Source organism: Streptomyces barringtoniae (assembly GCF_020819595.1).
GTDB classification, from domain to species: Bacteria; Actinomycetota; Actinomycetes; order Streptomycetales; family Streptomycetaceae; genus Streptomyces; species Streptomyces barringtoniae.
This window is the reverse complement of record NZ_JAJHNP010000024.1, coordinates 112,742-134,184: the sequence shown is the minus strand read 5'-3', so window position 1 is coordinate 134,184 and position 21,443 is coordinate 112,742. Positions and strand designations below refer to the sequence as shown.

The window sequence follows — 21,443 nt, the reverse complement described above, 5'->3', positions numbered from 1 at the left end:
GACCGCGGCGCCACCGCCGTGGACCGCTGCCGGAAAGGAGCGGTCCAAAGGGGTATCCGTACCGACATGACAGGGGAGGAGGGGGACAGGGACCGTGGACAGGGAGTCGTCAATGACCGACAAGCCGACCGTCAGCGTTCTGGGCACCGGCATCATGGGGGCCGCGATGGCCCGGAACCTGTGCCGCGCCGGGCTGGGCGTGCGCGTGTGGAACCGCACCCGGGAGAAGGCCGAGCCGCTCGCCGCCGACGGCGCACGGATCGCCGGTACACCCGCGGAGGCCGTCGAGGGCGCCGACGTCGTCGTGACGATGCTGTACGACGGCAACACCGTCCTGGACGTCATGCGCGAGGCCGCGCCGGCACTGCGGCCCGGCACGGTGTGGGCGCAGTGCACCACCGCCGGGATCGAGCTGGTCACCGACCTGGCCGCCTTCGCCGGCGAGCACGGACTCGTCTTCTACGACGCACCCGTCCTCGGCACCAAGCAGCCCGCCGAGGCCGGTCAGCTGACCGTGCTGGCCGCCGGGCCGGAGGAGGGGCGGCGGACGGTGGCGCCCGTCTTCGACGCGGTCGGCGCGAAGACCATGTGGACCGGGTCCGACGGCGGCGCGGGCAGCGCCAGCCGGCTGAAGCTGGTCGCCAACAGCTGGGTGCTCGCGGCCACCGCGGCGGCCGGCGAGATCCTCGCCCTCTCCCGGGCCCTCGGCGTGGATCCGCAGGGTTTCTTCGACCTCATCGAGGGTGGTCCGCTCGACATGGCGTACCTGCGCGCGAAGTCCGCGCTGGTGCTCGACGGCAGGCTGACCCCGCCGTCGTTCGCGGTGGCCACCGCGGAGAAGGACGCCCGGCTCATCGTCCAGGCGGGTGAGCGGGGCGGGGTACGGCTCGACGTCGCCGCCGCGGCCGCCGAACGGTTCGCCCGCGCCGCCGCCCAGGGGCACGCGGACGAGGACATGGCCGCCGCGTACTTCGCCAGCTTCGAGGACGAGGCGTCGACATGACGGGCCGGGGTGCCGGGGCGCACCCTGGAAGCAGGGGTTTTCGGAGGTGATCGTCATGATGCACACCGCTGTGGGATGGCACGTCGAGCTCGAGTTCAAGGAGGACGATCAGCACACGAGGGCGGCGGCCCTGGTGCGCTTGCCCGACGGAAGCGAGGTACGGGCGCACGGCCACGCGACCCGGCACCGCGTCGACGCCAACCAGCCCAGGGTCGGCGAGGAGATAGCCGGCGCACGTGCCCTCAACGAACTGGCCATGCAGTTGCTGACCAAGGCACACGACGAGATCGACTCGGCGTCCGGACGGACGTCGCACACGATCAACGTGTGAAAGCGCCGTACACGGCGCTGTCGTGCGTACGGCGCCCTACGCGAGCGCCGTGCGCACCGCCCGTACCAGCGCCTGCGCCCTCGGGTCCGCCGTCACGCTCTTCCTGAAGCCGTTGGTGACATAGCCGAAGGCGATGCCCGTCTCCGGGTCGGCGAACGCGAGGGCGCCGCCCCGGCCCGGGTGGCCGAAGGAACCGGGGGAGAGCAGCGGGGACGCCGCACCGTGCAGCATGTAGCCGAGGCCGAACCGGGTGCCGACCACCAGGACCCGGTCCGGTCCGGCGGACTGCTCGGCGCGGGCCAGGTCCCTCGTCTCGGGGGCGAACAGCCGGCTCCCGCCGTCCACCTCGCCGATGAGCGAGGCGTAGATGCGGGCCAGCCCGTCGGCGGTGGCGATGCCGTTGGAGGCGGGCAGGGCGGCCGCGCGGTAGGCGGGATCGTTCTCGTCGGGCAGCGGGGTGATCGCGGCGAACGCGCGCCGGGTCAGCGAGTCCGGGTCGGCGTAGGCCTCGGCCACCGCGCGCTTGGGGCGGGTCTTCAGGCCGCCCACGGCCTCGGGCGCCTCGACCGGGCCGACGCGGCCCACGCGCCCGTGCTCCGACTCCGGCAGGCCGAGCCACAGGTCCGCGCCGGCCGGGCGCGCGATCTCGTCCGCGATCCACTCGCCGACCGGGCGGCCGGTGATCCGCCGGATCAGTTCGCCGGTGAGCCAGCTGTAGGTCTGCGCGTGGTAGCCGTGGTCCGTGCCCGGCTCCCACACCGGCGCCTGTGCGGCGACGGCCGCGGCGCCCAGGTCGGGGTCGGCGGCCTCGGCGGGGGTCAGCGGGCGGTCCAGCACGGGCACGCCCGCGCGGTGGGCGAGCAGGTGCCGGACGAGGGTGTGCTCCTTGCCGGCCGCCTTGTACCCGGGCCAGTAGGCGCCGACCGGGGCGTCCAGGTCGAGCTCGCCGCGCTGGTGCAGGAGCAGCAGAGCGGCGGCGACGACGCCCTTGGTCGCGGAGCGCACGATCTGCGCGGTGCCGGGCTCCCAGGGCGCCGTACCGTCCACGTCCCTGGTGCCGGCCCACAGGTCGACGACCTTGTGCCCGTCGCGGTACACGGCGACGGCCGCGCCGCGCTCCCCGAGCAGCGCGAAGTTCGCTGCGAACGCCTCCCTGACCGGCTCGAAGCCCTCGGCCACTGTGCCGTTCACGTCCACGCCCGCCGTCCCTTCGACCGCTGTCCCATCGCCTGCGACAGTGCCTGCAACACCGGCTGCATGCCTGTGATTCCTCGGTGGGATCAGCCCAGCAGGATCGTTACATCGATGTTGCCTCGCGTGGCATTGGAGTACGGGCAGACCTCGTGCGCCGCGTCCACCAGCCGGGCCGCCACGTCCGGGCCCAGCACCGGCAGGGAGACGCTGAGGGCGACCGCGAGGCCGAAGCCGCGGTGCCTGTTCGGGCCGATGCCGACCTGGCCGGCCATGACCGAGGATGCCGCTGTCGACACCCGTCCGACGAAGATCATGTACGTCGTCGAGGCCACCGCCCACGGCAATGCCTCACGCAACCGTGTGACCTGCGTAGGGGGTCCGCAGGTGGAGTCGCGCCACCTCGCCATGGCGCAAATCGGAAAATATGGGACATTAGAGAAGAAAAGGAAGCATGGCTTTGGTATGCGTCACTCAGCGTGAAGGGACTGTCCGATGTCTGTGGTCGAGCAGTACGCACGCGCCCACATCGTCACGGATGAGGAGGACCCGGGGGCCGTACCGGTGGTGCTGCGGTACGACCCCGACTCCGATCCATGGTCGGTCCGGGTCGGCCTGCCGGGCCCGCACGAGTGGACGTTCTCGCGCGCGCTGCTCGAACGGGGTCTGCGGGCACCGGTCGAGAGCGGCGCGGTACGGGTGTGGCCGTGCGGGCGCGTCCAGGCCGTTGTCGAGTTCCACTCCGACAACGGTGTCGAAGTGGTGCAGTTCGATTCGAAGGCGCTGGTGAGATTTCTGCGCCGGACGTACACGGCGGAGCCGGTACGGACCTGATCAGCCGCCCATCTTCAGCAGGGCGGCCACGATCGGCCCGGCCGTGTCGCCGCCGTGTCCGCCCGCCTGGACCACGCCCGCGGCGGCGAGATCGCCCTTGTAGGCGGTGAACCAGCCGTTCGGCTTCTTCTGCCCGTCGACCTCGGCCGAGCCCGTCTTGGCGCCGTAGTCGCCGCTCATGCCTGCCATCGCCTTGGCCGCCGTGCCGTAGTCCGCCGTGAACCGCATGACGTCCTTCAGCTGGGACTGCGTCCCCGCGGACATGGTGCGCGCGGCCTTCGCGAGCGTGCGGTGGTCCACGTCGGGGGACACCAGGTAGGGCTGGTGGAAGGCGCCCGACTCCACCGTGGCCGCCACCGACGCCATGTTCAGCGGGTTCATGCGCACTCCGCCCTGCCCGATCAGCGAGGCGCCCATCTGCGCGCCGCTCTGCACCGGGACGGACCCGTCGAAGGACGGGACGCCGATGGCCCAGTTGTCCATGGAGAGGCCGTAGACCTGCTGCGCCTCCTTCGTCAGGTCGCTGCTGGACAGCTTCGGCGCGAAGTCGATGAAGGCGTTGTTGCAGGAGGCTCCGAAGCTCTGCTTGAACGTGCCCTTCTTGATCTCGGAGTCGCCGTCGTTGTGGAACGTCCAGCCGGCCAGCTTGTACGTCTTGGGGCACGGGTGCGACGCGTCCGGCGTGATGAGCTTCTTCTCGAACAGCATCGTCGACGTCACGATCTTCATCGTGGAGCCGGGCGCGAGGGAGCCCTGGAAGCCGACGTTGAAGCCGTGGTCCGTGTTGGCGACCGCGAGGATCTCGCCGGTCGAGGGCCGTACGACGACCACGGACGCCCGCGCCTGCTTGGCCACCTGCTGCTCGGCGGCCGCCTGGAAAGCGGGGCTCAGCGTCGTCTTCACCGTGCCCGGCGTGCCCTTGCTCAGCTCCACCAGCGTCTTGTCGGACAGCCCGGCCTTCTGCGAGGCCTTGCCGCGCACCACGCGCAGCTCGATTCCCGCCTTGCCGCCCGCCGTCTTGCCGTACTTCTGCCGCAGCCCGTCCAACACCGCGCCCAGCGACGGGTACTTGGTGGTGGTCAGCTCGCCGCCGGCACGGTCCAGCGCCTTGACCGGCGGGGTGCCGGACTCGCCGGTGACGAGCGTGTCGCCGTCCTTCAGGTCGGGGTGGACGACCGAGGAGTGCCAGTCGACCACCGGCGCGCCGTCACTCGCCCGCCGCACCACGGTGAGCGAACTGCCGTACGCCAGCGGCTTGCCGAGGTTCTGGTACGACACCGTCGCCTTGACGGAGAACGGCACCTTGGCGCCCGTCGGCGTGCCGGCGGTGAGCTTGACGTCCTTCAGGCGGGCGTCCTTGGTGAAGCCGGTCAGCAGCCCGGTGGCGGCGGAGGCGTCGTCGGTGGCGGCGGCCGCCTCGGCGATCCTGCCCTGCTGCCACGCGGTGATGAAGCGGGTGGAGGCCGTGCGGACCTCGGCGGCGCTGAGCGGTCCGGTCTTGACGTGCTTGTGGTCGGCCGTGGCGGACGTCCGCTCGTCGGCGGCGGCACCGCCGTTGGTCAGCGCGTAGACGGCGAACCCGGCGCCGCCGACGACCAGGGCGATCATCCCGCCGACCACGGCGGGCCCGGTCCTCCTCCGTCGCTCGGCGACGCGCCTTCTCTTGCCCACAGCCTCAGTTCCTCCGTGCCTTCCCCTGGGTCCCCGTAGCCCTCACACTCCCAACGACGGCACTCACCTTAAGGTCCCCGCCTCAGCGGGTGATCCCGGAGGCGAATCCGTAGCACGCTTGCGACAATCAGCCCGGACGAGCGCCCCGGCACGCGCGCGTGAACGAAGTCTCGGCGGACGCGGCGCCGTACGAGGGCGAACATGGCGGCGCCGACGGCCGGCGCCGCTCCTGCGGCGGCCGCGTACCAGGGCAGTGCGCCCGCACCTCACCCAGCTCCTCGGAGCCGGTGTTGCGCGCGTTCACAGGGCCAGCAGGCCCACCGCGACGGCGGGGGCGCCGGCCCGCAGGGCGTGGCGGGGCAAGGGTCGCGGCACGGCGCTCCTTCGGCGGATCGGCGGCCGGAAGCGATCCGGCCGCCGACTTGGGTCGCCGACATGGGCCGACGGTTGTACGCGCCCACCTGGGCCGTTCGCGGCCCGGGAGCCGGACCGGGGTTCAGGACAGGCAGGCCCGGGCCCTCGCCGCGTGTCCGCCCGGCTAGACCCAGGTGTCCAGCCACATCCGCGACCGCCAGCTGTCGATCGGGATCGCAGTGCCCGTGTAGAGCGGCCAGAAGTAGATGAAGTTCCAGGCGATCAGCAGCACCAGGACGCCCGCCGCCGACGCGCCGATCACGCGGCGGGTGTCGGAGGAGCCCGGAGGGCCGACGATCGCACCGATGAGCATCGCCACCGCCAGGCACAGGAACGGCAGGAAGACGACCGCGTAGAAGAGGAAGATCGTCCGCTCCTGGTACAGGAACCACGGCAGGTAGCCCGCCGCGATCCCGCACGCGATGGCTCCGGCGCGCCAGTCGCGGCGGAACGCCCACCGCCACAGCACGTACAGGATGGCGAAGCAGGCAGCCCACCACAGCAGAGGTGTGCCGATCGCCAGCACCTCACGGGCGCACTTCTCCCCCGCGTTCGCCGGGCAGCCGTCGGCGCCGGGGTTCGGGGACTCGTAGAAGTACGACACCGGGCGGCCCAGCACGATCCAGCTCCACGGGTTGGACTGGTAGGTGTGCGGGGAGGTCAGGCCGACGTGGAACTTGTAGACCTCGTGCTCGTAGTGCCACAGGCTGCGCAGCCAGTCCGGCAGGAAGGTCCAGTTGCCGCCCTTGCCGTCGGTGGCCGCCCAGTTGCGGAAGTAGCCGCCGGTGCCGTCCGTCGGGGAGAGGATCCAGCCGGTCCAGGAGGCCAGGTAGACGACGATCGCCACCGGGACCGTCGCCAGGAAGGCGATGCCCGTGTCGTACTTCAGCGCCGCCGCGTACGGGTGCTGCGCGCCGGCGGTCCTGCGGGCGCCGACGTCCCACAGCACCGCCATCACACAGAACGCCACCAGGATGTACAGGCCGTTCCACTTGGTGCCGATGGCCAGGCCGAGCATCAGCCCGGCCGCCCAGCGCCAGGGGCGCAGGCCGAAGCGGAACGTGTCGGCGACGCGCTCGTCCGGGCGGACCCGGCCGTCGGCGTCCACGGGCAGGGCCGCGGCCAGCCTCTCCCGTGACCGGTCCCGGTCCAGGACCAGACAGCCGAACGCGGCCACCACGAAGAACATCAGCACGCCGTCGAGCAGCGAGGTCCGGCTCATCACGAAGTGCAGGCCGTCCACCGCCATCAGCGCGCCCGCGAGGCAGCCGAGGAAGGCCGAGCGGAACAGGCGGCGTCCGATCCGGCACAGCAGCAGGACGGAGAGGGTCCCGAGCAGCGCCGTCATGAACCGCCAGCCGAACGGGTCGAACCCGAACAGCAGCTCGCCGAGCCCGATGACGTACTTGCCGACCGGCGGATGCACGACGTACGCCGCGTCGGTCGGGATCGCGACATGGCCGTGCGTCTGCAGCACCAGGTCGTTGGCGTTCTTGTCCCAGTTGACCTCGTACCCGCGGTGGACGAGCGCCCAGGCGTCCTTGGCGTAGTACGTCTCGTCGAATATCACCGCGCGCGGGCTGCCCAGGTTCCAGAACCGCATCAGGCCCGCCATCAGCGTCACCAGCAGCGGACCGCCCCAGCCCGACCAGCGGGTGATCCGCTCGGCGAGGACCGGTGGCACGCCGAGCACCTGCCACAGCCGGGGGCCCGGCTCCGCGTAGGGGGGCACCAGCCGGTCGCGTACGTCGCCCGAGGGCGCGTCCTTGGCCGGTACGTACCCGAATCGGCGCAGCCGCTGCTGCCACGACGGCCGCTGGTCGTGCGGCGCCTGGCCCTGCCGGAGGTCCATGGAGGACGCGGTACTGGTCACCCGCGCCATGGTAGGGAACCGTTCTGTGCGAGTCCCGTGCATGTGGGGTACCGGTCGGGTACCAGTCGTGCTGCCGTCGTTCCACCGGGGCCGGGGGCGGGCCGGGCGGTGGCCGCGGGCTGGGAGGATGGGGGTGTGACTGGAACCCTTGTCCTGGCAGGTACTCCCATCGGCGACATCGCGGACGCGCCGCCCCGGCTGGCCGAGGAGCTCGCCGGCGCCGACGTGGTCGCCGCCGAGGACACCCGGCGGCTGCGCCGGCTCACCCAGGCCCTCGGCGTCACGCCCAAGGGCCGTGTCGTGTCGTACTTCGAGGGCAACGAGTCCGCCCGTACGCCGGAGCTGGTCGAGGAACTGCTCGGCGGCGCGCGCGTGCTGCTGGTGACCGATGCCGGGATGCCGTCCGTCTCCGACCCGGGCTACCGGCTGGTCGCGGCCGCCGTCGAGAAGGACATCCGGGTCACCGCCGTACCGGGGCCCTCCGCCGTGCTGACCGCGCTCGCGCTGTCCGGGCTGCCCGTCGACCGCTTCTGCTTCGAGGGCTTCCTGCCGCGCAAGGCCGGCGAGCGCCTGTCCCGGCTCCGGGAGGTCGCGGCCGAGCGGCGCACGCTGGTCTACTTCGAGGCCCCGCACCGGCTCGACGACACCCTCGCCGCCATGGCCGAGGTCTTCGGCGCGGACCGGCGGGCCGCCGTGTGCCGGGAGCTGACCAAGACGTACGAGGAGGTGCGGCGAGGCCCGCTGGCCGAGCTGGCGCGGTGGGCCGCGGAAGGCGTCCGCGGGGAGATCACCGTGGTGGTCGAGGGGGCGCCGGAGGCCGGGCCGGAGGAACTCGACCCGGAGGAGCTCGTGCGCCGGGTACGCGTGCGTGAGGAGGCGGGGGAGCGGCGCAAGGAGGCGATCGCGGCGGTGGCCGTGGAGGCGGGGGTGCCGAAGCGGGTCGTTTTCGATGCGGTTGTCGCTGCGAAGCGTTCCGGTGAGTGACGGGAAGCGCTGCCCCGGCCTGCGCTGACCACCCCACTGAGCAGGACTGTTCTCGGGTGAGCGAGTGAGCCATGGGACGGCAAAAGGCTGTCGCCGATGGCAAAGGGAAACGGGGCCGACCGGGGGTTCTTCGGCAAGGAAGACCCAAAACGCCTCAAACACTCGACAGCCCTGGTGCGTTCACGCTGGTGAAGGCGTCCACTGGTTGAAGAGACGCCCCGTTGCGGGGCGTTTGTCCAGCGGACAAAAGGAGCTGGCATGAGCGAGACCGCAGGGCAGACCGGCCTCCGTGGCACGCCCACAGCCGTCGTTCACGAGTCGTACTCGTTCGCCTGCATGCGATGCGGGCACGGCTGGGAGCAGTCGTACGAGATAGAGCACCACACGGATGCCGACGGGCACGAGTTCGTGCGGTACGTGGCCGACGGCCGGGTCGTGCCGTCGCCGCTGAGCCGGCCCAGCTGCCACAACTGCGACGGCCATGTCGTGCGGATCATGCGCGCCGGGCAGGTCTCGTCGGTGCGCGGCAGCGCCGAGCGGCACCACGCCGTGCCGCAGGCGGGCCCGGTCGAGGCGCCCGTGGTGCCCGCGGAGCCGGGAGAGCCCGCGACGGCCGGGGAGGCAGGGGTGCACGGGGAGCCGCACCACTGGCACCTGTCCGATCTCCTGCACCCGTTCCAGCGCAAGGCCGGCTGAGCGGATCGCCGGTCGGCGCGGGCATGCCCCTTTCGTAGGATCGGGGCATGTCTTCGAACGCCGGCCAGACCTCCAAGGGCGACAAGAACGCCGCACCGCCGCTTCCGCCGCCGCTGCGGGTTCCGGTCGCCGACTCGCACACCCACCTCGACATGCAGTCCGGCACGGTCGCGGAGGGCCTCGCGAAGGCCGCGTCGGTGGGGGTGACGACCGTCGTCCAGGTCGGCTGCGACGTCAAGGGCTCGCAGTGGGCCGCCGAGATCGCCGCCGCCCACGACAGCGTCCACGCCACCGTCGCCCTTCACCCCAACGAGGCCCCGCGCATCGTGCACGGCGACCCCGACGGCTGGTCGCGGCAGGGCGCCCGGGAGCCGGGCGGAGACACGGCGCTCGACGAGGCGCTCGCCGAGATCGACCGGCTCGCCGGGCTGCCCCAGGTCAAGGGCGTCGGCGAGACGGGGCTGGACTACTTCCGCACCGGCCCGCAGGGCAAGGCGGCCCAGGAGCGGTCCTTCCGCGCCCACATCGAGATCGCCAAGCGGCACGGCAAGGCGCTCGTCATCCACGACCGGGACGCGCACGCCGACGTCCTGCGCGTCCTGAAGGAGGAGGGCGCCCCGGAGCGCACCGTCTTCCACTGCTACTCCGGCGACGCCGAGATGGCGGAGATCTGCGCCCGCGAGGGCTACTTCATGTCCTTCGCCGGCAACGTCACCTTCAAGAACGCCCAGAACCTGCGGGACGCGCTCGCCGTCGCCCCGCTGGAACTGGTCCTCGTGGAGACCGACGCGCCCTTCCTGACCCCGGCGCCGTACCGCGGGCGCCCCAACGCGCCGTATCTGATCCCCGTCACGGTGCGCGCGATGGCCGCGGTGCGCGGCATCGACGAGGACGCGCTGGCGACGGCCCTCGCCGTCAACACCGGCCGCGCCTTCGACTACTGAGGCTCGTGAGGCTCATGGGCCTCCTGTTCTGCTGAGTCGCCTGTTCGAGCACGGGGTGCGCGCTCGACGGGCAACAGTGCGTAGCCGCGCCGCTTTGGAGAGTGACGACCGCTCCGCTAGGTTCTGGGGGCCCGATCCGGACCCCTCTGCACCGCTGGAGCGTGTCGGCGTGAGCAAGTCGCAGTACGAGACGTTCGATGCCTACGAGCCGTACTGGCCGTACGAGACGTTCGAGCCTTACGAGCCCTACGGGACATATGAGCCGTACGGCCCCGAGGGCTCCGTGCACACGGCGGAGACCCTGTCGTACGGCGGGTACGGGCCATACGGGCCATACGGACAGTACGGCTCCGACGAGCGGTACGAGGACACCTACCGGCCCGCTTACGAGGCGCAGGCGTACTTCGTCGCCGAGCCGGTGCTGCCGCGGCAGGGCGGGAGCGGCGTGCCATGGGCCGGGAACGCCCAGGACGGCGGTGCCGCGGGAGGACCCCAGGCCGCCGGGGCCACGCAGCCCGCCGGGAGTCCGCGGACCGGGAGCGCGCCGGGCGTCGCGGGAGCCGGCGGCATGCGGGACGCCGGAGGCGCGCGGGGCCCGCTGGACGGCCGGGACGCGCTCGGCGAGGAAGGGGAGTACGGCGCCGGGGCGCCCCCCGGGGTGAGCGGGCGGGCCGCTCGCCGGCGCAGGGCGCGCTGCGCCGAGCGCCCGGAGTCCGCCGTGCGCCGCCTGCTGCCGCAGGCGCTGGTCGTGGCCTTCCTCGCGGGCGGCACCACCGCGTTCGTCGCCAAGGACAAGGCGGTCGAGCTGACCGTCGACGGCAAGCAGCGCACCCTGCACACCTTCGCCGACGACGTGCGCGGGCTGCTCGCCGAGGAGGGAGTGCACGTGGGGGCGCACGACCTCGTCGCGCCCGCCCCCGGCAAGGCGCTCACCAGCGGAGACGCGATCGCCGTGCGCTACGGGCGCCCCGTCCGGCTCACCCTCGACGGCCAGCGGCGCGATGTGTGGACGACGGCACACACGGTGGCAGGCGCGCTGGACGAGCTGGGAGTGCGCGCGGAGGGCGCGTACCTGTCCGCCGCCGGCTCGCGGGCCATCGGACGCGCCGGGCTCGCGCTCGACGTACGCACCGAACGCGCCGTCACGATCATGGCCGACGGCCGGACCCAGACCATCCGCACCAACGCGGCCACCGTCCGCGAGGCCGTCGAGGAGGCCGGGATCGGCCTGCACGGCCAGGACACCACCTCCGTCCCGCTGGACAGCTTCCCGCGCGACGGGCAGACGGTGACCGTGCTCCGGATCAAGGGCAGCCGGGAGGTCCGCGAGGAGGAGATCCCCTTCGAGGTCGAGCACACCGAGGACCCCTCCCTCTTCAAGGGCACCGAGGTCGTCGCACAGGTCGGACAGCCCGGGCTGCGCCGCGACACCTACCTGCTGCGCATCGTCAACGGGGTCCGGGAGAAGCCGCGCCGGGAGAAGTCCGAGGTCGTGCGCAAGCCGCGCAAGCAGGTGGTGAAGGTGGGCACCAAGCCGCGGCCGACCTCCGTGAAGGGCGCCGACCACCTGAACTGGCACGGCCTCGCCGCCTGCGAGTCCGGTGGCCGCCCGCACGCGGTCGACCCCTCGGGGACGTTCGGCGGGCTCTACCAGTTCGACCTCGGCACCTGGCGCGCCCTCGGCGGCAGCGGCCGGCCCCAGGACGCCCCGGCGGAGGAACAGACCTTCCGCGCGAAGAAGCTGTACACGCGCCGGGGGGCCACACCCTGGCCGAGCTGCGGGGCACGGTTGCACCGCTGACGCGGAGTGCACGGCTGACGCGGGGGTGCGCCGCGGGGCCGGGGGCCGTCTGCCGGGTGCGGGCCGCGTGGGGCTGCGGCACCGTGCCCGGCCTCGGCACCGGGACGCCTGGCAGTCCGGCCCGGCGGGCCCCCGTACCCTTGTCCCGTGAGCAGCCCCACCCCCGACGCCCTCCTCGGTCCCGCCGACATCCGTGAGCTGGCGGCAGCGCTCGGTGTCCGTCCCACCAAGCAGCGCGGCCAGAACTTCGTGATCGACGCCAACACGGTCCGCCGGATCGTCCGCACCGCCGAGGTCCGCCCCGACGACGTGGTCGTCGAGATCGGTCCGGGGCTCGGGTCCCTCACGCTGGCGCTGCTGGAGGTCGCCGACCGGGTCACCGCCGTCGAGATCGACGACGTGCTCGCCGCGGCCCTGCCCGCGACCATCGGGGCGCGCATGCCGGCGCGCGCCGACCGGTTCGCGCTGGTCCACTCCGACGCGATGCACGTCACCGAACTGCCCGGCCCCCCGCCGACGGCGCTGGTGGCGAACCTCCCCTACAACGTCGCCGTACCCGTGCTGCTGCACATGCTCGACACCTTTCCGAGCATCGAACGCACCCTCGTCATGGTGCAGTCCGAGGTCGCCGACCGGCTGGCCGCCGCGCCCGGCTCGAAGGTGTACGGCGTGCCGTCGGTGAAGGCCAACTGGTACGCCGAGGTGAAGCGGGCCGGGGCCATCGGCCGCAAGGTCTTCTGGCCCGCGCCGAACGTCGACAGCGGGCTGGTGTCCCTCGTCCGCAGGGCCGAGCCGATCAAGACGACCGCCTCCAAGGCCCAGGTCTTCGCCGCCGTCGACGCGGCCTTCGCGCAGCGCCGCAAGACCCTGCGGGCGGCCCTGGCCGGCTGGGCCGGGTCCGCCGCTGCCGCCGAGGCCGCGCTGGTCGCGGCCGGCGTCTCTCCGCAGGCGCGCGGCGAGTCGCTGACGGTGGAGGAGTTCGCGCGGATCGCCGAGCACAAGGACGCGGCGGTCACCGAGCACGAGGAGAGCGGCAAGTGAGCGTCACGGTACGCGTCCCGGCCAAGGTCAACGTCCAGCTCGCGGTCGGCGCCGCCCGCCCCGACGGGTTCCACGACCTCGCCAACGTCTTCCTCGCCGTCGGCCTGTACGACGAGGTGACGGTGACCCCGGCCGAGGAACTCCGGATCACCTGTGAGGGCCCGGACGCCGACCAGGTCCCCCTGGACCGCACCAACCTCGCCGCACGCGCCGCGATCGCGCTCGCCGGGCGCCGGGGCATCGAGCCGAACGTCCACATCCACATCGCCAAGGACATCCCGGTCGCCGGCGGCATGGCGGGCGGCAGCGCGGACGGCGCGGGCGCGCTGCTCGCCTGCAACACGCTGTGGGGTACGGCGGCGTCGCGGGCCGAGCTTCTCGCCATCTGCGCCGAACTGGGCAGCGACGTGCCGTTCAGCCTGGTCGGGGGCGTGGCTCTCGGCATCGGGCGGGGCGAGCGACTGACCGCCCTCGAGGTCGGCGGCACCTTCCACTGGGTGTTCGCGATGGCCGGGAGGGGGTTGTCGACGCCGGCGGTCTTCCGGGAGTTCGACCGGCTGGCGGAGGGGCGGGAGATCCCGGAGCCGGTCGCCTCGGCGGAGCTGCTGGAGGCGCTGGCGAAGGGGGACGCGGAGGCGCTGGCGGCGGCCGTGTCCAACGATCTTCAGCCCGCGGCGCTGTCCCTGTTCCCTGAGCTCGCCGACACGCTGGGCGCGGGGCGCGGGGCGGGTGCGCTCGCCGCGCTGGTCTCGGGCTCCGGGCCCACGACGGCCTTCCTGACGCGTGATGCCGAGTCGGCGGACAAGGTGGCGGGAGCCCTACGGGCCTCCGGCACCTGCCGCGCGGTGCGGACGGCGGCGGGGCCGGTGGCGGGGGCGATGGTGGTCTGAGGGGTCAGCGTCTGCCGATGGTGGTCAGGTCGATGTCGATGGGGTAGGGCTTGTCGACCTTGATCCGGTCACGATGCATGCCCATGTGCACGTAGGACTTGGTGAGTGGGTCGAGCTCGTAGACATGGATGACGGGCCCGCCGGTGGTGCCGTTCTGTTCGACACGCCAATAGTTGGGGATCCCTGCGGCGGCGTACTTCTGCGGTTTGGTCGTACGGTCGCGGGATTCCGAGTCCGGCGAGACGACCTCCACGGCGAGCAGGACGTCCTCGGCCTGGAACTTGGTCTGATCCAGCCCGGTGACCGCGTCGGCTCGGACCACGCTGACATCGGGTTCGGGCCCGTTACGGTTGTCAAGGATGACGGTCATGTCCCGCTCGACGCGGACTCACGAAAACCAGACTCCCGTCGATCAGCTCGGTGTGCGGCGGGAGATCCGGCAGAGTGAACAGGTCGTCCACGGTGTAGCCGTCCTGGGGCGGCACCGGCCACTGGACGCGGTGCTCTACGGACTCGGAGGCCATGGTTCCTCCCATGGACGGGATCCTGCTGCCTGCCCTCAACGGTAGCGGCCGCTTCCTGATCAGGTCATCACAAAGAGTGACAACCCCCTCGCGCCCCGCCTTCATCGCGGCAGGCCCTACGCTAGAAGGCTGACCGACCCCGCGCACAGGAGTGAAATGGCCGTCAACCTCGTCAATGTCGAGAACGTCAGCAAGGTGTACGGCACCCGTGCCCTGCTGGACGGCGTCTCGCTCGGCGTGTCGGAAGGGGACCGGATCGGGGTCGTGGGACGCAACGGCGACGGCAAGACCACCCTCATCCGGATGCTCGCCAAGCTGGAGGAGGCCGACACCGGGCGGGTCACGCACTCCGGTGGGCTGCGCCTCGGCGTGCTCACCCAGCACGACTCCCTCGACCCCGCCGCCACCGTCCGCCACGAGGTCATCGGCGACATGGCCGACCACGAGTGGGCCGGCAACGCCAAGGTCAGGGACGTACTGACCGGGCTGTTCGGGGGACTGGACCTGCCGGGCTTCCCCAGGGGGCTGGACACCGTCATCGGGCCGCTGTCCGGTGGTGAGCGGCGCCGTATCGCGCTCGCCAAGCTGCTCATCGAGGAACAGGACCTGATCGTCCTGGACGAGCCCACCAACCACCTCGACGTCGAGGGCATCGCCTGGCTCGCGAAGCACCTGCAGAACCGGCGCTCGGCGCTGGTGTGCGTGACCCACGACCGGTGGTTCCTGGACCAGGTGTGCACGCGCATGTGGGACGTCCAGCGCGGTGATGTCTACGAGTACGAGGGCGGCTACTCCGACTACGTCTTCGCGCGTGCCGAGCGCGAGCGGATCGCGGCCACCGAAGAGGTCAAGCGGCAGAACCTGGTCCGCAAGGAGCTCGCCTGGCTGCGGCGCGGAGCCCCCGCCCGTACCTCCAAGCCGCGCTTCCGGGTCGAGGCCGCCAACGAGCTGATCGCGGACGTGCCGCCGCCCCGGGACAGCAGCGAGCTGATGAAGTTCGCCTCCTCGCGGCTCGGCAAGACCGTCTTCGACCTGGAAGACGTCACGGTGCAGGCCGGACCCAAGGTGCTGCTCAAGCACGTCACTTGGCAGCTCGGGCCCGGCGACCGCATCGGCCTGGTCGGCGTCAACGGCGCCGGCAAGACCTCGCTGCTGCGCGCCATGGCCGAGGCCGCGCGGACGGAGGGCGAGGCGCAGCCGGCGGGCGGGCGGATCGCCGTCGGCAAGACCGTGAAGCTCGCCTACCTCTCCCAGGAGGTCGCCGAGCTGAACCCGAACACGCGCGTCCTGGAGGCGGTCCAGCAGGTGCGCGAGCGCGTCGACCTAGGCAAGGGACGCGAGATGACTGCCGGGCAGCTGTGCGAGACGTTCGGCTTCAGCAAGGAGAAGCAGTGGACGCCGGTCGGTGACCTGTCCGGTGGTGAGCGCCGCCGCCTCCAGCTGCTGCGCCTGCTCATGGACGAGCCGAACGTCCTCTTCCTGGACGAGCCCACCAACGACCTCGACATCGAGACCCTCACGCAGCTGGAGGACGTCCTCGACGGCTGGCCCGGCTCGATGATCGTCATCTCCCACGACCGGTTCTTCGTCGAGCGCACCACCGACCGCGTCTTCGCCCTGCTCGGCGACGCCACCCTGCGGATGCTGCCGCGCGGCATCGACGAATACCTTGAGCGCAGGCAGCGCATGGAGGAGGCGGTCGCCGCCACCGCCGCGGCCCCCAAGGCCCCCACGACCGAGCGGAGCGCCGCCGACCAGCGCGCCGCCAAGAAGGAACTCCAGAAGATCGAGCGCCAGTTGGACAGGATCTCCGAGAAGGAGTCCAAGCTGCACGCCCAGATCGCCGAGAACGCCACCGACTTCGCCAAGGTCGCCGACCTGGACGCCCAGTTGCGCGACCTCGTCGGCGAGCGCGAGGAACTGGAGCTGCGCTGGCTGGAGTTGGCGGAGGACGCGTAGCGGACACGACGTGAGGGTGCTCGCCGCGCGCGGCTGAAATCAGGCCGCGCGCGGTGCTGTTGCGTGCGCTGCGTGAAGGGGGCGTGAAGACGCGTAACGGCGGCATCACGGGCCGGTCGTCCCTTGGGAACAGCGGCGGATCCGAGCCCGTGGGCTGTCAGTACCGGGTGATAGAAAGGGCCGTCTGAGAACTGTCTGAGTAACGACCCAGGGTCCGTCAAGAACCTCAGGGCGTGGCGAAAAATCAGTGAACGAGGGGGAAGAGCGCTGATGACCCAGCCGCCCAGCCAACCGCCGCACGGCGGATTCGGAGCGCCGCAGGACCGGCCACCACAGGGTGGCGGTTTCGGCGCCCCGCAGCCGCCACCGGCCCAGGGCGGTTTCGGCGCCCCGCAGGGCGCTCCCGGTATGCCCGGCGGCCCGGGCATACCTTCCGCGCCCCCGCCGCCGGCCCAGCCGCCCGCCGCCCCGCCGCAGCCGCCCCAGCCGGGCTACGGCCACCCCCAGCAGCCGGGCCCGTACGGCGCCCCCACCGCGCCCGGCACCCCGGGCCCTTACGGATATCCGCAGCAGCCGGGCCCCTACGGGGCTGCGCCCCAGCCCGGTTTCGGGCACCCGCAGCAGCCGCCGTACCCGGGTGCGCCCGGTGCCGCGCCCGGCGGGCGGCCCAGGGCCAAGACCGCGCTGATCATCGGCTCCGCGGTGGCCGCGCTGCTCGTCATCGGCGGCACGGTGTACGCGGTCACGAGCGGGGACGGCGGCGGCAGGAAGAAGCCGGTCGCCCAGCAGAGCGACGACCCCAAGCCGTCCGTCTCCGGCTCGCCGAGCGCGTCGGGCGGCGGCGGTGACGACCCGGAGGACCTCAACGCGGGCCGGAAGGCCGGCGAGGCGAAGGTGCTCTGGTACAACTCGGCGCCGGACGCCCCCGGTTCGGGCGCCGACGCGCCGGGCATGTGGGTCACCGGCAAGACCGTGGTGAAGCCGGCGTACGAGCAGGTCTTCGCCTACGGCGTCGGCGACGGCAAGCCCGCCTGGAGCCCGATCACCTTCCCGCAGAAGATCTGCGCGGTCACCCCGCAGAAGTCGGCGGACGACAAGGTCGTCGTGGCGTACATGAGCGGCAGCGGCGACAAGGCCGAGTGCAACCAGCTGCAGCAGATCGACCTGGACACCGGCCGAAAGGGCTGGAGCGGCAAGCTCGACCGCCACGGGGCGTTCGACATCCAGGTCGAGATCAACCTGTCCGTCAGCGGCAGGACGCTGATGGTGGGCAGCGGGGAGGCGGGCACGGCGTACGACATCGACAGCGGCAAGAAGCTGTACGAGAAGGGGAAGTACGGCGCGTCCTGCTATCCGGTCGGGTACGCGGGTGGCGCCGGCCGGCTGATCCAGGCGTCCTCCTGTGCCGCGTACGCGCCCAACGAGCACGACGAGATCCAGGAACTTGACCCGGCCACCGGCAGGGTCAAGTGGAGCCGGCCGCTCAAGAAGGGCTGGTCGGTGACCAAGGTGTACTCCCTGGACCCGCTCGTGGTGTACCTGACCAACCAGGACAAGAAGGTCTGGAACATCTCCACGTTCACCAAGGACGGCGCGTTCCGCTCCCAGGTGAAGGTCGACGAGAAGTTCGCCCCCCGCTGCGGCTTCCTCGACCGGGAACTGCAGGGCTGCCAGGGCGTCGCGGCCGACGCCGACACGCTGTACCTGCCGACGGACAGCACGAGCAGCGCCAACGAGATCGTCGCCATCAGCCTGGTCACCGGCAAGGCGAAGTGGCGGGCCAAGTCCCCGGCGGACGAGCCGATGTCCCCGCTGAAGGTCCAGGGCGGCAAGCTCGTCGCCTATGTGCAGCCGTCGTACGACACGGGCGGCCAGGTGGTGTCGATCCCGACCGCCGGTTCCTCCCACGCGCCCGCCAAGCTGCTGCAGAACCCGCAGGGCACCGCCGAGATCGAGGACACCTTCTACGACTCCGTCGTGGACTGGGCCGACGGGCGGTTCTTCATCTCCGCCGGCCGGCTGTCCGGCAGTGACCAGTCGAAGGAGAAGCTGATCATGGCCTTCGGCAACTGAGCCGCCGTCCCGGCTTCCCGCCCGTGCCGGCTTCTCCCCGTCCCTACCGAATCCTTTCGCCGTCCGGCCTCTCCGGCCTCACCGAGGTACCCGTCCCATGACTCAGCCGCCCCCTCCGCCGCCGAACCAGCCCCCGCAGCAGGGCGGTTTCGGCCCCCCGAGCCCGCAGCAGCCTCCACAGCCCCCGCAGCCGCAGCCGGGCTACGGCTACCCGCAGGCCGCGTCGGCCCCCCAGCCGCCGCAGCCCCCCCAGCCCGGTTACGGCTACCCCGCGCAGCAGCCGAACCCGTACGGCCAGCAGACCCCGGCCTACGGCCAGCCGCCCGCCGCTCCCTACGGGGCCCAGCCGCAGAACCCGTACGCCCAGCCCACGCAGCCGGGTTACGGCTATCCGGGCCAGTCGCCGGCCATGCCGATGCAGCCGCAGCCGGGGCAGAGCGGCGGCGGGCGGAACAACACCGTGCTGTTCATCGTCGTCGCGGCGGTCGTCGCCATCGCGCTGATCGTCGGCGGCGGTATCTGGTACGCGAGTTCCGGCGGCAGCGGCAAGAAGCACGACACCGCGTCCTCCAGCGGCGGCACCGGCGGCAAGGACGGCAGCGGCGGCACGGGCGGCGGCCAGGAGAAGGTGCCGGCCGACCCCGCGGGCCAGTTGCTGTTCCAAGCGCCCATGCCCACCGCGAACGACATCGTCAGGACCGTCGGTTCCTGGCTGACCGACAAGGCGTACGTCAAGACCGGCGTCGCGGAGGTCTCCGGCTACGACCCGGTCAGGGGCACCAAGCTGTGGACGCTCAAGCTGCCCGGCCCGGTCTGCGCGGCCAGCAAGCACGCCACCGCGGAGAACAGGACAGCGATCACCTACCAGCCGAAGTGGGACACGGCGAAGACGGTCGCGGGCTGTACCCAGATCGCGGCGATCGACCTCGACTCGGGCAAGAAGCTGTGGACCCAGACGGTCAAGTCCGGTGACTACCCGGTCGACTACCAGAACGTGACGGTCGCTCAGCACACCGTCGCGGTCGGCGACACCGACGGCGGTGCGGCCTTCGACATCGACTCCGGCAAGCCGCTGTGGCTGCCGAAGCCGGGCGACGACTGCTACGACGCGGGCTACGGCGGCGGCGCCAAGCTCGTCGCGGTGCGCCACTGCGGAGACCTGGACAACGGGCGGCTGCTCATCCAGAACCTCGACCCGAAGTCCGGGAAGGTGATCTCCGAGTACCGGATGGACCCGGGCATCGACTACGCCTCGGTCGTCTCCACCGACCCGCTGGTGGTGGCCGCCGAGGCCGGCTCCGACAGCCAGGCCCTGGACTACTTCTCCATCGACAACAAGACCGGCAAGCTGCTCGCCCACATCTCCGCGCCGGGCAAGACCTACGGCGGCAGGTGCGACGGCGGCACCCGCATCGAGGACTGCAAGGAGATCGTCGTCGGTGGCGGCAAGCTGTACCTGGCGACCGCGGAGCACGACGGCAACGGCGAGTACAGCCGCACCAACGAGATCGTCTCCTTCGACCTGAACACCGGAAAGCCGACCGGTCAGCGCGCCGAGGCGGGGGACGGCTACACGCTCTCCCCGCTGCGCATGGACGGCTCGAACCTGCTCGCCTACAAGCGGCCGCCGTACGACAAGGGCGGCCAGGTCGTCAGCATCGACGGCGGGTCGTTCAAGCAGAGCAAGCTGCTGGAGAACCCCGCCACGCAGAGCGTGCGGCAGGCGGAGACCAGCATGATGCCGGACTACGCGGAGATCCTCTTCGGGCACGGCCGCCTGTACATGTCGGACGTCTTCGCGAGTAAGAAGGGCGATTCGTACGACAAGAAGTACCTGGTCGTGGCGTTCGGCCCGAAGGGCTGACCGCCACGCCGACGCCGTCGGCGGGTCTCGCCCGAATGGGTGACTTACCGAGAAGTGCCCCGGATTTCATCGATCCGGGGCACTTCTCATCAAGAGGGGCAGCGCGACGTCGAACAAGCGTGTAGCTTCCGGGGGCATGAAGGACGAGGTGCCGGGGGGCCCTCTGTCCTTGCGGACCGGTGGGCGTCCATAGTGGGGCATCCATGGGGGGGACTGGGGGGTTGCTCTATGGGAGTGCGGCTCATGGTCGTCGACGACCATCGCCTGCTCGCGGAGGCGCTCGCGTCGGCGCTCAAGCTGCGCGGCCACCGGGTGCTGGCCGCGGCGGCGCCGGCCGCGGGCGCGGCGGACCTGGTGATCGCGCGGGCGCCGGAGGTGTGCCTGCTGGGTACGGCGGCGCCGGCGGAACCGGGTGTCTTCGACCCGGTGGTGAAGATCAAGCGGGAGCGGCCGCAGGTGGCGGTGCTGGTGCTCGGCCCGGTGCCCTCGCCGCGTGGCATCGCGGCGGCCTTCGCGGCCGGGGCGTCGGGGTACGTACGGCACGACGAGCGGATCGAGGGCGTCGAGCGGGCGATCATGAAGGCGCGGGCGGGGGAGGCCGCGGTGGCGCCGCAGTTGCTGCAGGGGGCGTTCGGGGAACTGCTCAATCCCGCCGCTCAGCCCGACGACGAGGCGCAGCGGTTGCTGTCGATGCTGACGCCGAGGGAGGTTGAGGTGCTGGTCAGGGTGGCCGACGGGGAGGACACCCGGCTGATCGCGGCGGGGATGGGAATCGCACCGAGCACGGCCCGCACCCATGTCCAGCGGGTGCTGATGAAGCTGGGGGTGGGGTCGCGCCTGGAGGCGGCGGCACTGGCCGCGCGAACGGGGTTGCTGGACCGGGCGGGGCCGCTGGGCTCCGACCTCGGGTAAGCACCCGGCGCGGGGCCGTATCGATGTGCGGCCCCGCCGCGTGGGCGCGACCAGCCCCGCGCACCCGGACACGGGAACGGAGCTTCAGTCCCCCTGCTTCTCCTCCGGCAACCCCACGGGAGGAAGCGGCGGAGGCGTCGGGCGGAGCTTCAGCCAGGCCAGGAAGAAGATGCCCAGCAGGAGCATGCCGATGCCGGTCCAGAGGTTGATGTTGACGCCCTGGGCCTTGTCGATGGCGGACTGGGAGTCGGTGATGCCGGCGATCGTGACGATGACGCCGTACAGCACGAACAGGCCGCCGATGATGCGGCGCAGGTCGAAGATGCGGGCCGCGGTCGCGGACTTGCCCTCCAGCTCGGTGACCTCCCGCTGGACGTCCTCCTCGCTGTAGTGGAAGCCCTCGTGGCGGTCGGAATGCGAGTTGTCGCTCATGGTTTC

The 21,443-nt window shown here is 71.9% G+C and carries 17 protein-coding genes and 2 pseudogenes; 13 read left to right on the top strand and 6 right to left on the bottom strand.

Annotated features, from left to right (window positions below; translation table 11 throughout):
• Nucleotides 1–112: 112 nt before the first annotated feature.
• The gene (locus LMU33_RS34185) at nucleotides 113–1,003 is read left to right on the top strand and encodes an NAD(P)-dependent oxidoreductase (protein ID WP_228624753.1); all 891 of its coding nucleotides are present in this window, start codon (nucleotides 113–115) and stop codon (nucleotides 1,001–1,003) included.
• A gap of 55 nt (nucleotides 1,004–1,058) precedes the next feature.
• Complete coding sequence (locus LMU33_RS34180) at nucleotides 1,059–1,334, top strand: DUF1876 domain-containing protein (protein WP_228624751.1); 276 nt, start codon at nucleotides 1,059–1,061, stop codon at nucleotides 1,332–1,334.
• Between the two features lie 36 nt (nucleotides 1,335–1,370).
• Here LMU33_RS34180 and LMU33_RS34175 read toward each other — a convergent pair whose 3' ends face one another.
• Together LMU33_RS34175 and LMU33_RS34170 are read right to left on the bottom strand one after the other, a co-directional pair.
• Nucleotides 1,371–2,531, bottom strand: coding sequence for a serine hydrolase domain-containing protein (locus tag LMU33_RS34175; protein WP_228624749.1), 1,161 nt, complete (start codon nucleotides 2,529–2,531; stop codon nucleotides 1,371–1,373).
• An 83-nt stretch (nucleotides 2,532–2,614) separates the two neighbouring features.
• A pseudogene (locus LMU33_RS34170) lies at nucleotides 2,615–2,806 on the bottom strand (OsmC family protein); the annotation flags it as partial.
• A 214-nt stretch (nucleotides 2,807–3,020) separates the two neighbouring features.
• Here LMU33_RS34170 and LMU33_RS34160 point away from each other — a divergent pair.
• The gene (locus tag LMU33_RS34160; protein WP_228624747.1) at nucleotides 3,021–3,359 is read left to right on the top strand and encodes an SsgA family sporulation/cell division regulator; all 339 of its coding nucleotides are present in this window, start codon (nucleotides 3,021–3,023) and stop codon (nucleotides 3,357–3,359) included.
• On the opposite strand, the gene LMU33_RS34155 is transcribed toward LMU33_RS34160, so the two are convergent.
• Both LMU33_RS34155 and LMU33_RS34150 read right to left on the bottom strand, forming a co-directional pair.
• Nucleotides 3,360–5,030 carry a penicillin-binding transpeptidase domain-containing protein gene (locus tag LMU33_RS34155; protein WP_228624746.1) on the bottom strand — a complete coding sequence of 557 codons (1,671 nt, stop codon included), beginning with the start codon at nucleotides 5,028–5,030 and terminating at the stop codon, nucleotides 3,360–3,362.
• A gap of 538 nt (nucleotides 5,031–5,568) precedes the next feature.
• Nucleotides 5,569–7,317 carry a dolichyl-phosphate-mannose--protein mannosyltransferase gene (locus tag LMU33_RS34150; protein WP_228624743.1) on the bottom strand — a complete coding sequence of 583 codons (1,749 nt, stop codon included), beginning with the start codon at nucleotides 7,315–7,317 and terminating at the stop codon, nucleotides 5,569–5,571.
• A gap of 135 nt (nucleotides 7,318–7,452) precedes the next feature.
• Between LMU33_RS34150 and rsmI the strand changes: the two genes are divergently transcribed.
• From rsmI to LMU33_RS34120, 6 genes are all read left to right on the top strand, one after another.
• Nucleotides 7,453–8,301 (top strand): 16S rRNA (cytidine(1402)-2'-O)-methyltransferase, encoded by an 849-nt coding sequence (rsmI, locus tag LMU33_RS34145; RefSeq protein WP_228624741.1) that lies wholly within the window; start codon nucleotides 7,453–7,455, stop codon nucleotides 8,299–8,301.
• A 258-nt stretch (nucleotides 8,302–8,559) separates the two neighbouring features.
• On the top strand, nucleotides 8,560–8,997 hold the full coding sequence (locus LMU33_RS34140; protein ID WP_228624739.1) for a hypothetical protein: 438 nt from the start codon (nucleotides 8,560–8,562) through the stop codon (nucleotides 8,995–8,997).
• 47 nt (nucleotides 8,998–9,044) lie between these two features.
• The gene (locus LMU33_RS34135; protein WP_228624738.1) at nucleotides 9,045–9,941 is read left to right on the top strand and encodes a TatD family hydrolase; all 897 of its coding nucleotides are present in this window, start codon (nucleotides 9,045–9,047) and stop codon (nucleotides 9,939–9,941) included.
• A 169-nt stretch (nucleotides 9,942–10,110) separates the two neighbouring features.
• Nucleotides 10,111–11,742, top strand: a complete 1,632-nt coding sequence (locus LMU33_RS34130; RefSeq protein ID WP_228624736.1) for a resuscitation-promoting factor — start codon at nucleotides 10,111–10,113, stop codon at nucleotides 11,740–11,742.
• A gap of 147 nt (nucleotides 11,743–11,889) precedes the next feature.
• Nucleotides 11,890–12,783 (top strand): 16S rRNA (adenine(1518)-N(6)/adenine(1519)-N(6))-dimethyltransferase RsmA, encoded by an 894-nt coding sequence (rsmA, locus tag LMU33_RS34125; RefSeq protein WP_228624734.1) that lies wholly within the window; start codon nucleotides 11,890–11,892, stop codon nucleotides 12,781–12,783.
• Complete coding sequence (locus LMU33_RS34120; RefSeq protein ID WP_228624732.1) at nucleotides 12,780–13,673, top strand: 4-(cytidine 5'-diphospho)-2-C-methyl-D-erythritol kinase; 894 nt, start codon at nucleotides 12,780–12,782, stop codon at nucleotides 13,671–13,673. The genes rsmA and LMU33_RS34120 overlap by 4 nt, the downstream gene beginning before the upstream one ends.
• Before the next feature lie 4 nt (nucleotides 13,674–13,677).
• On the opposite strand, the pseudogene LMU33_RS34115 reads toward LMU33_RS34120, so the two are convergent.
• Nucleotides 13,678–14,197 (bottom strand): annotated as a pseudogene (locus LMU33_RS34115) (Uma2 family endonuclease).
• A gap of 156 nt (nucleotides 14,198–14,353) precedes the next feature.
• On the opposite strand from LMU33_RS34115, the gene LMU33_RS34110 reads away from it, so the two are divergent.
• From LMU33_RS34110 to LMU33_RS34095, 4 genes are all read left to right on the top strand, one after another.
• On the top strand, nucleotides 14,354–16,156 hold the full coding sequence (locus LMU33_RS34110) for an ABC-F family ATP-binding cassette domain-containing protein (protein WP_228624730.1): 1,803 nt from the start codon (nucleotides 14,354–14,356) through the stop codon (nucleotides 16,154–16,156).
• 270 nt (nucleotides 16,157–16,426) lie between these two features.
• Nucleotides 16,427–18,229, top strand: a complete 1,803-nt coding sequence (locus tag LMU33_RS34105; RefSeq protein ID WP_228624728.1) for an outer membrane protein assembly factor BamB family protein — start codon at nucleotides 16,427–16,429, stop codon at nucleotides 18,227–18,229.
• Nucleotides 18,230–18,326: 97 nt separating this feature from the next.
• On the top strand, nucleotides 18,327–20,093 hold the full coding sequence (locus LMU33_RS34100; RefSeq protein ID WP_228624726.1) for an outer membrane protein assembly factor BamB family protein: 1,767 nt from the start codon (nucleotides 18,327–18,329) through the stop codon (nucleotides 20,091–20,093).
• Between the two features lie 228 nt (nucleotides 20,094–20,321).
• The gene (locus LMU33_RS34095; protein WP_228624724.1) at nucleotides 20,322–21,005 is read left to right on the top strand and encodes a helix-turn-helix transcriptional regulator; all 684 of its coding nucleotides are present in this window, start codon (nucleotides 20,322–20,324) and stop codon (nucleotides 21,003–21,005) included.
• A gap of 84 nt (nucleotides 21,006–21,089) precedes the next feature.
• On the opposite strand, the gene LMU33_RS34090 is transcribed toward LMU33_RS34095, so the two are convergent.
• The gene (locus LMU33_RS34090) at nucleotides 21,090–21,437 is read right to left on the bottom strand and encodes a hypothetical protein (RefSeq protein ID WP_228624722.1); all 348 of its coding nucleotides are present in this window, start codon (nucleotides 21,435–21,437) and stop codon (nucleotides 21,090–21,092) included.
• Nucleotides 21,438–21,443 lie beyond the last annotated feature (6 nt).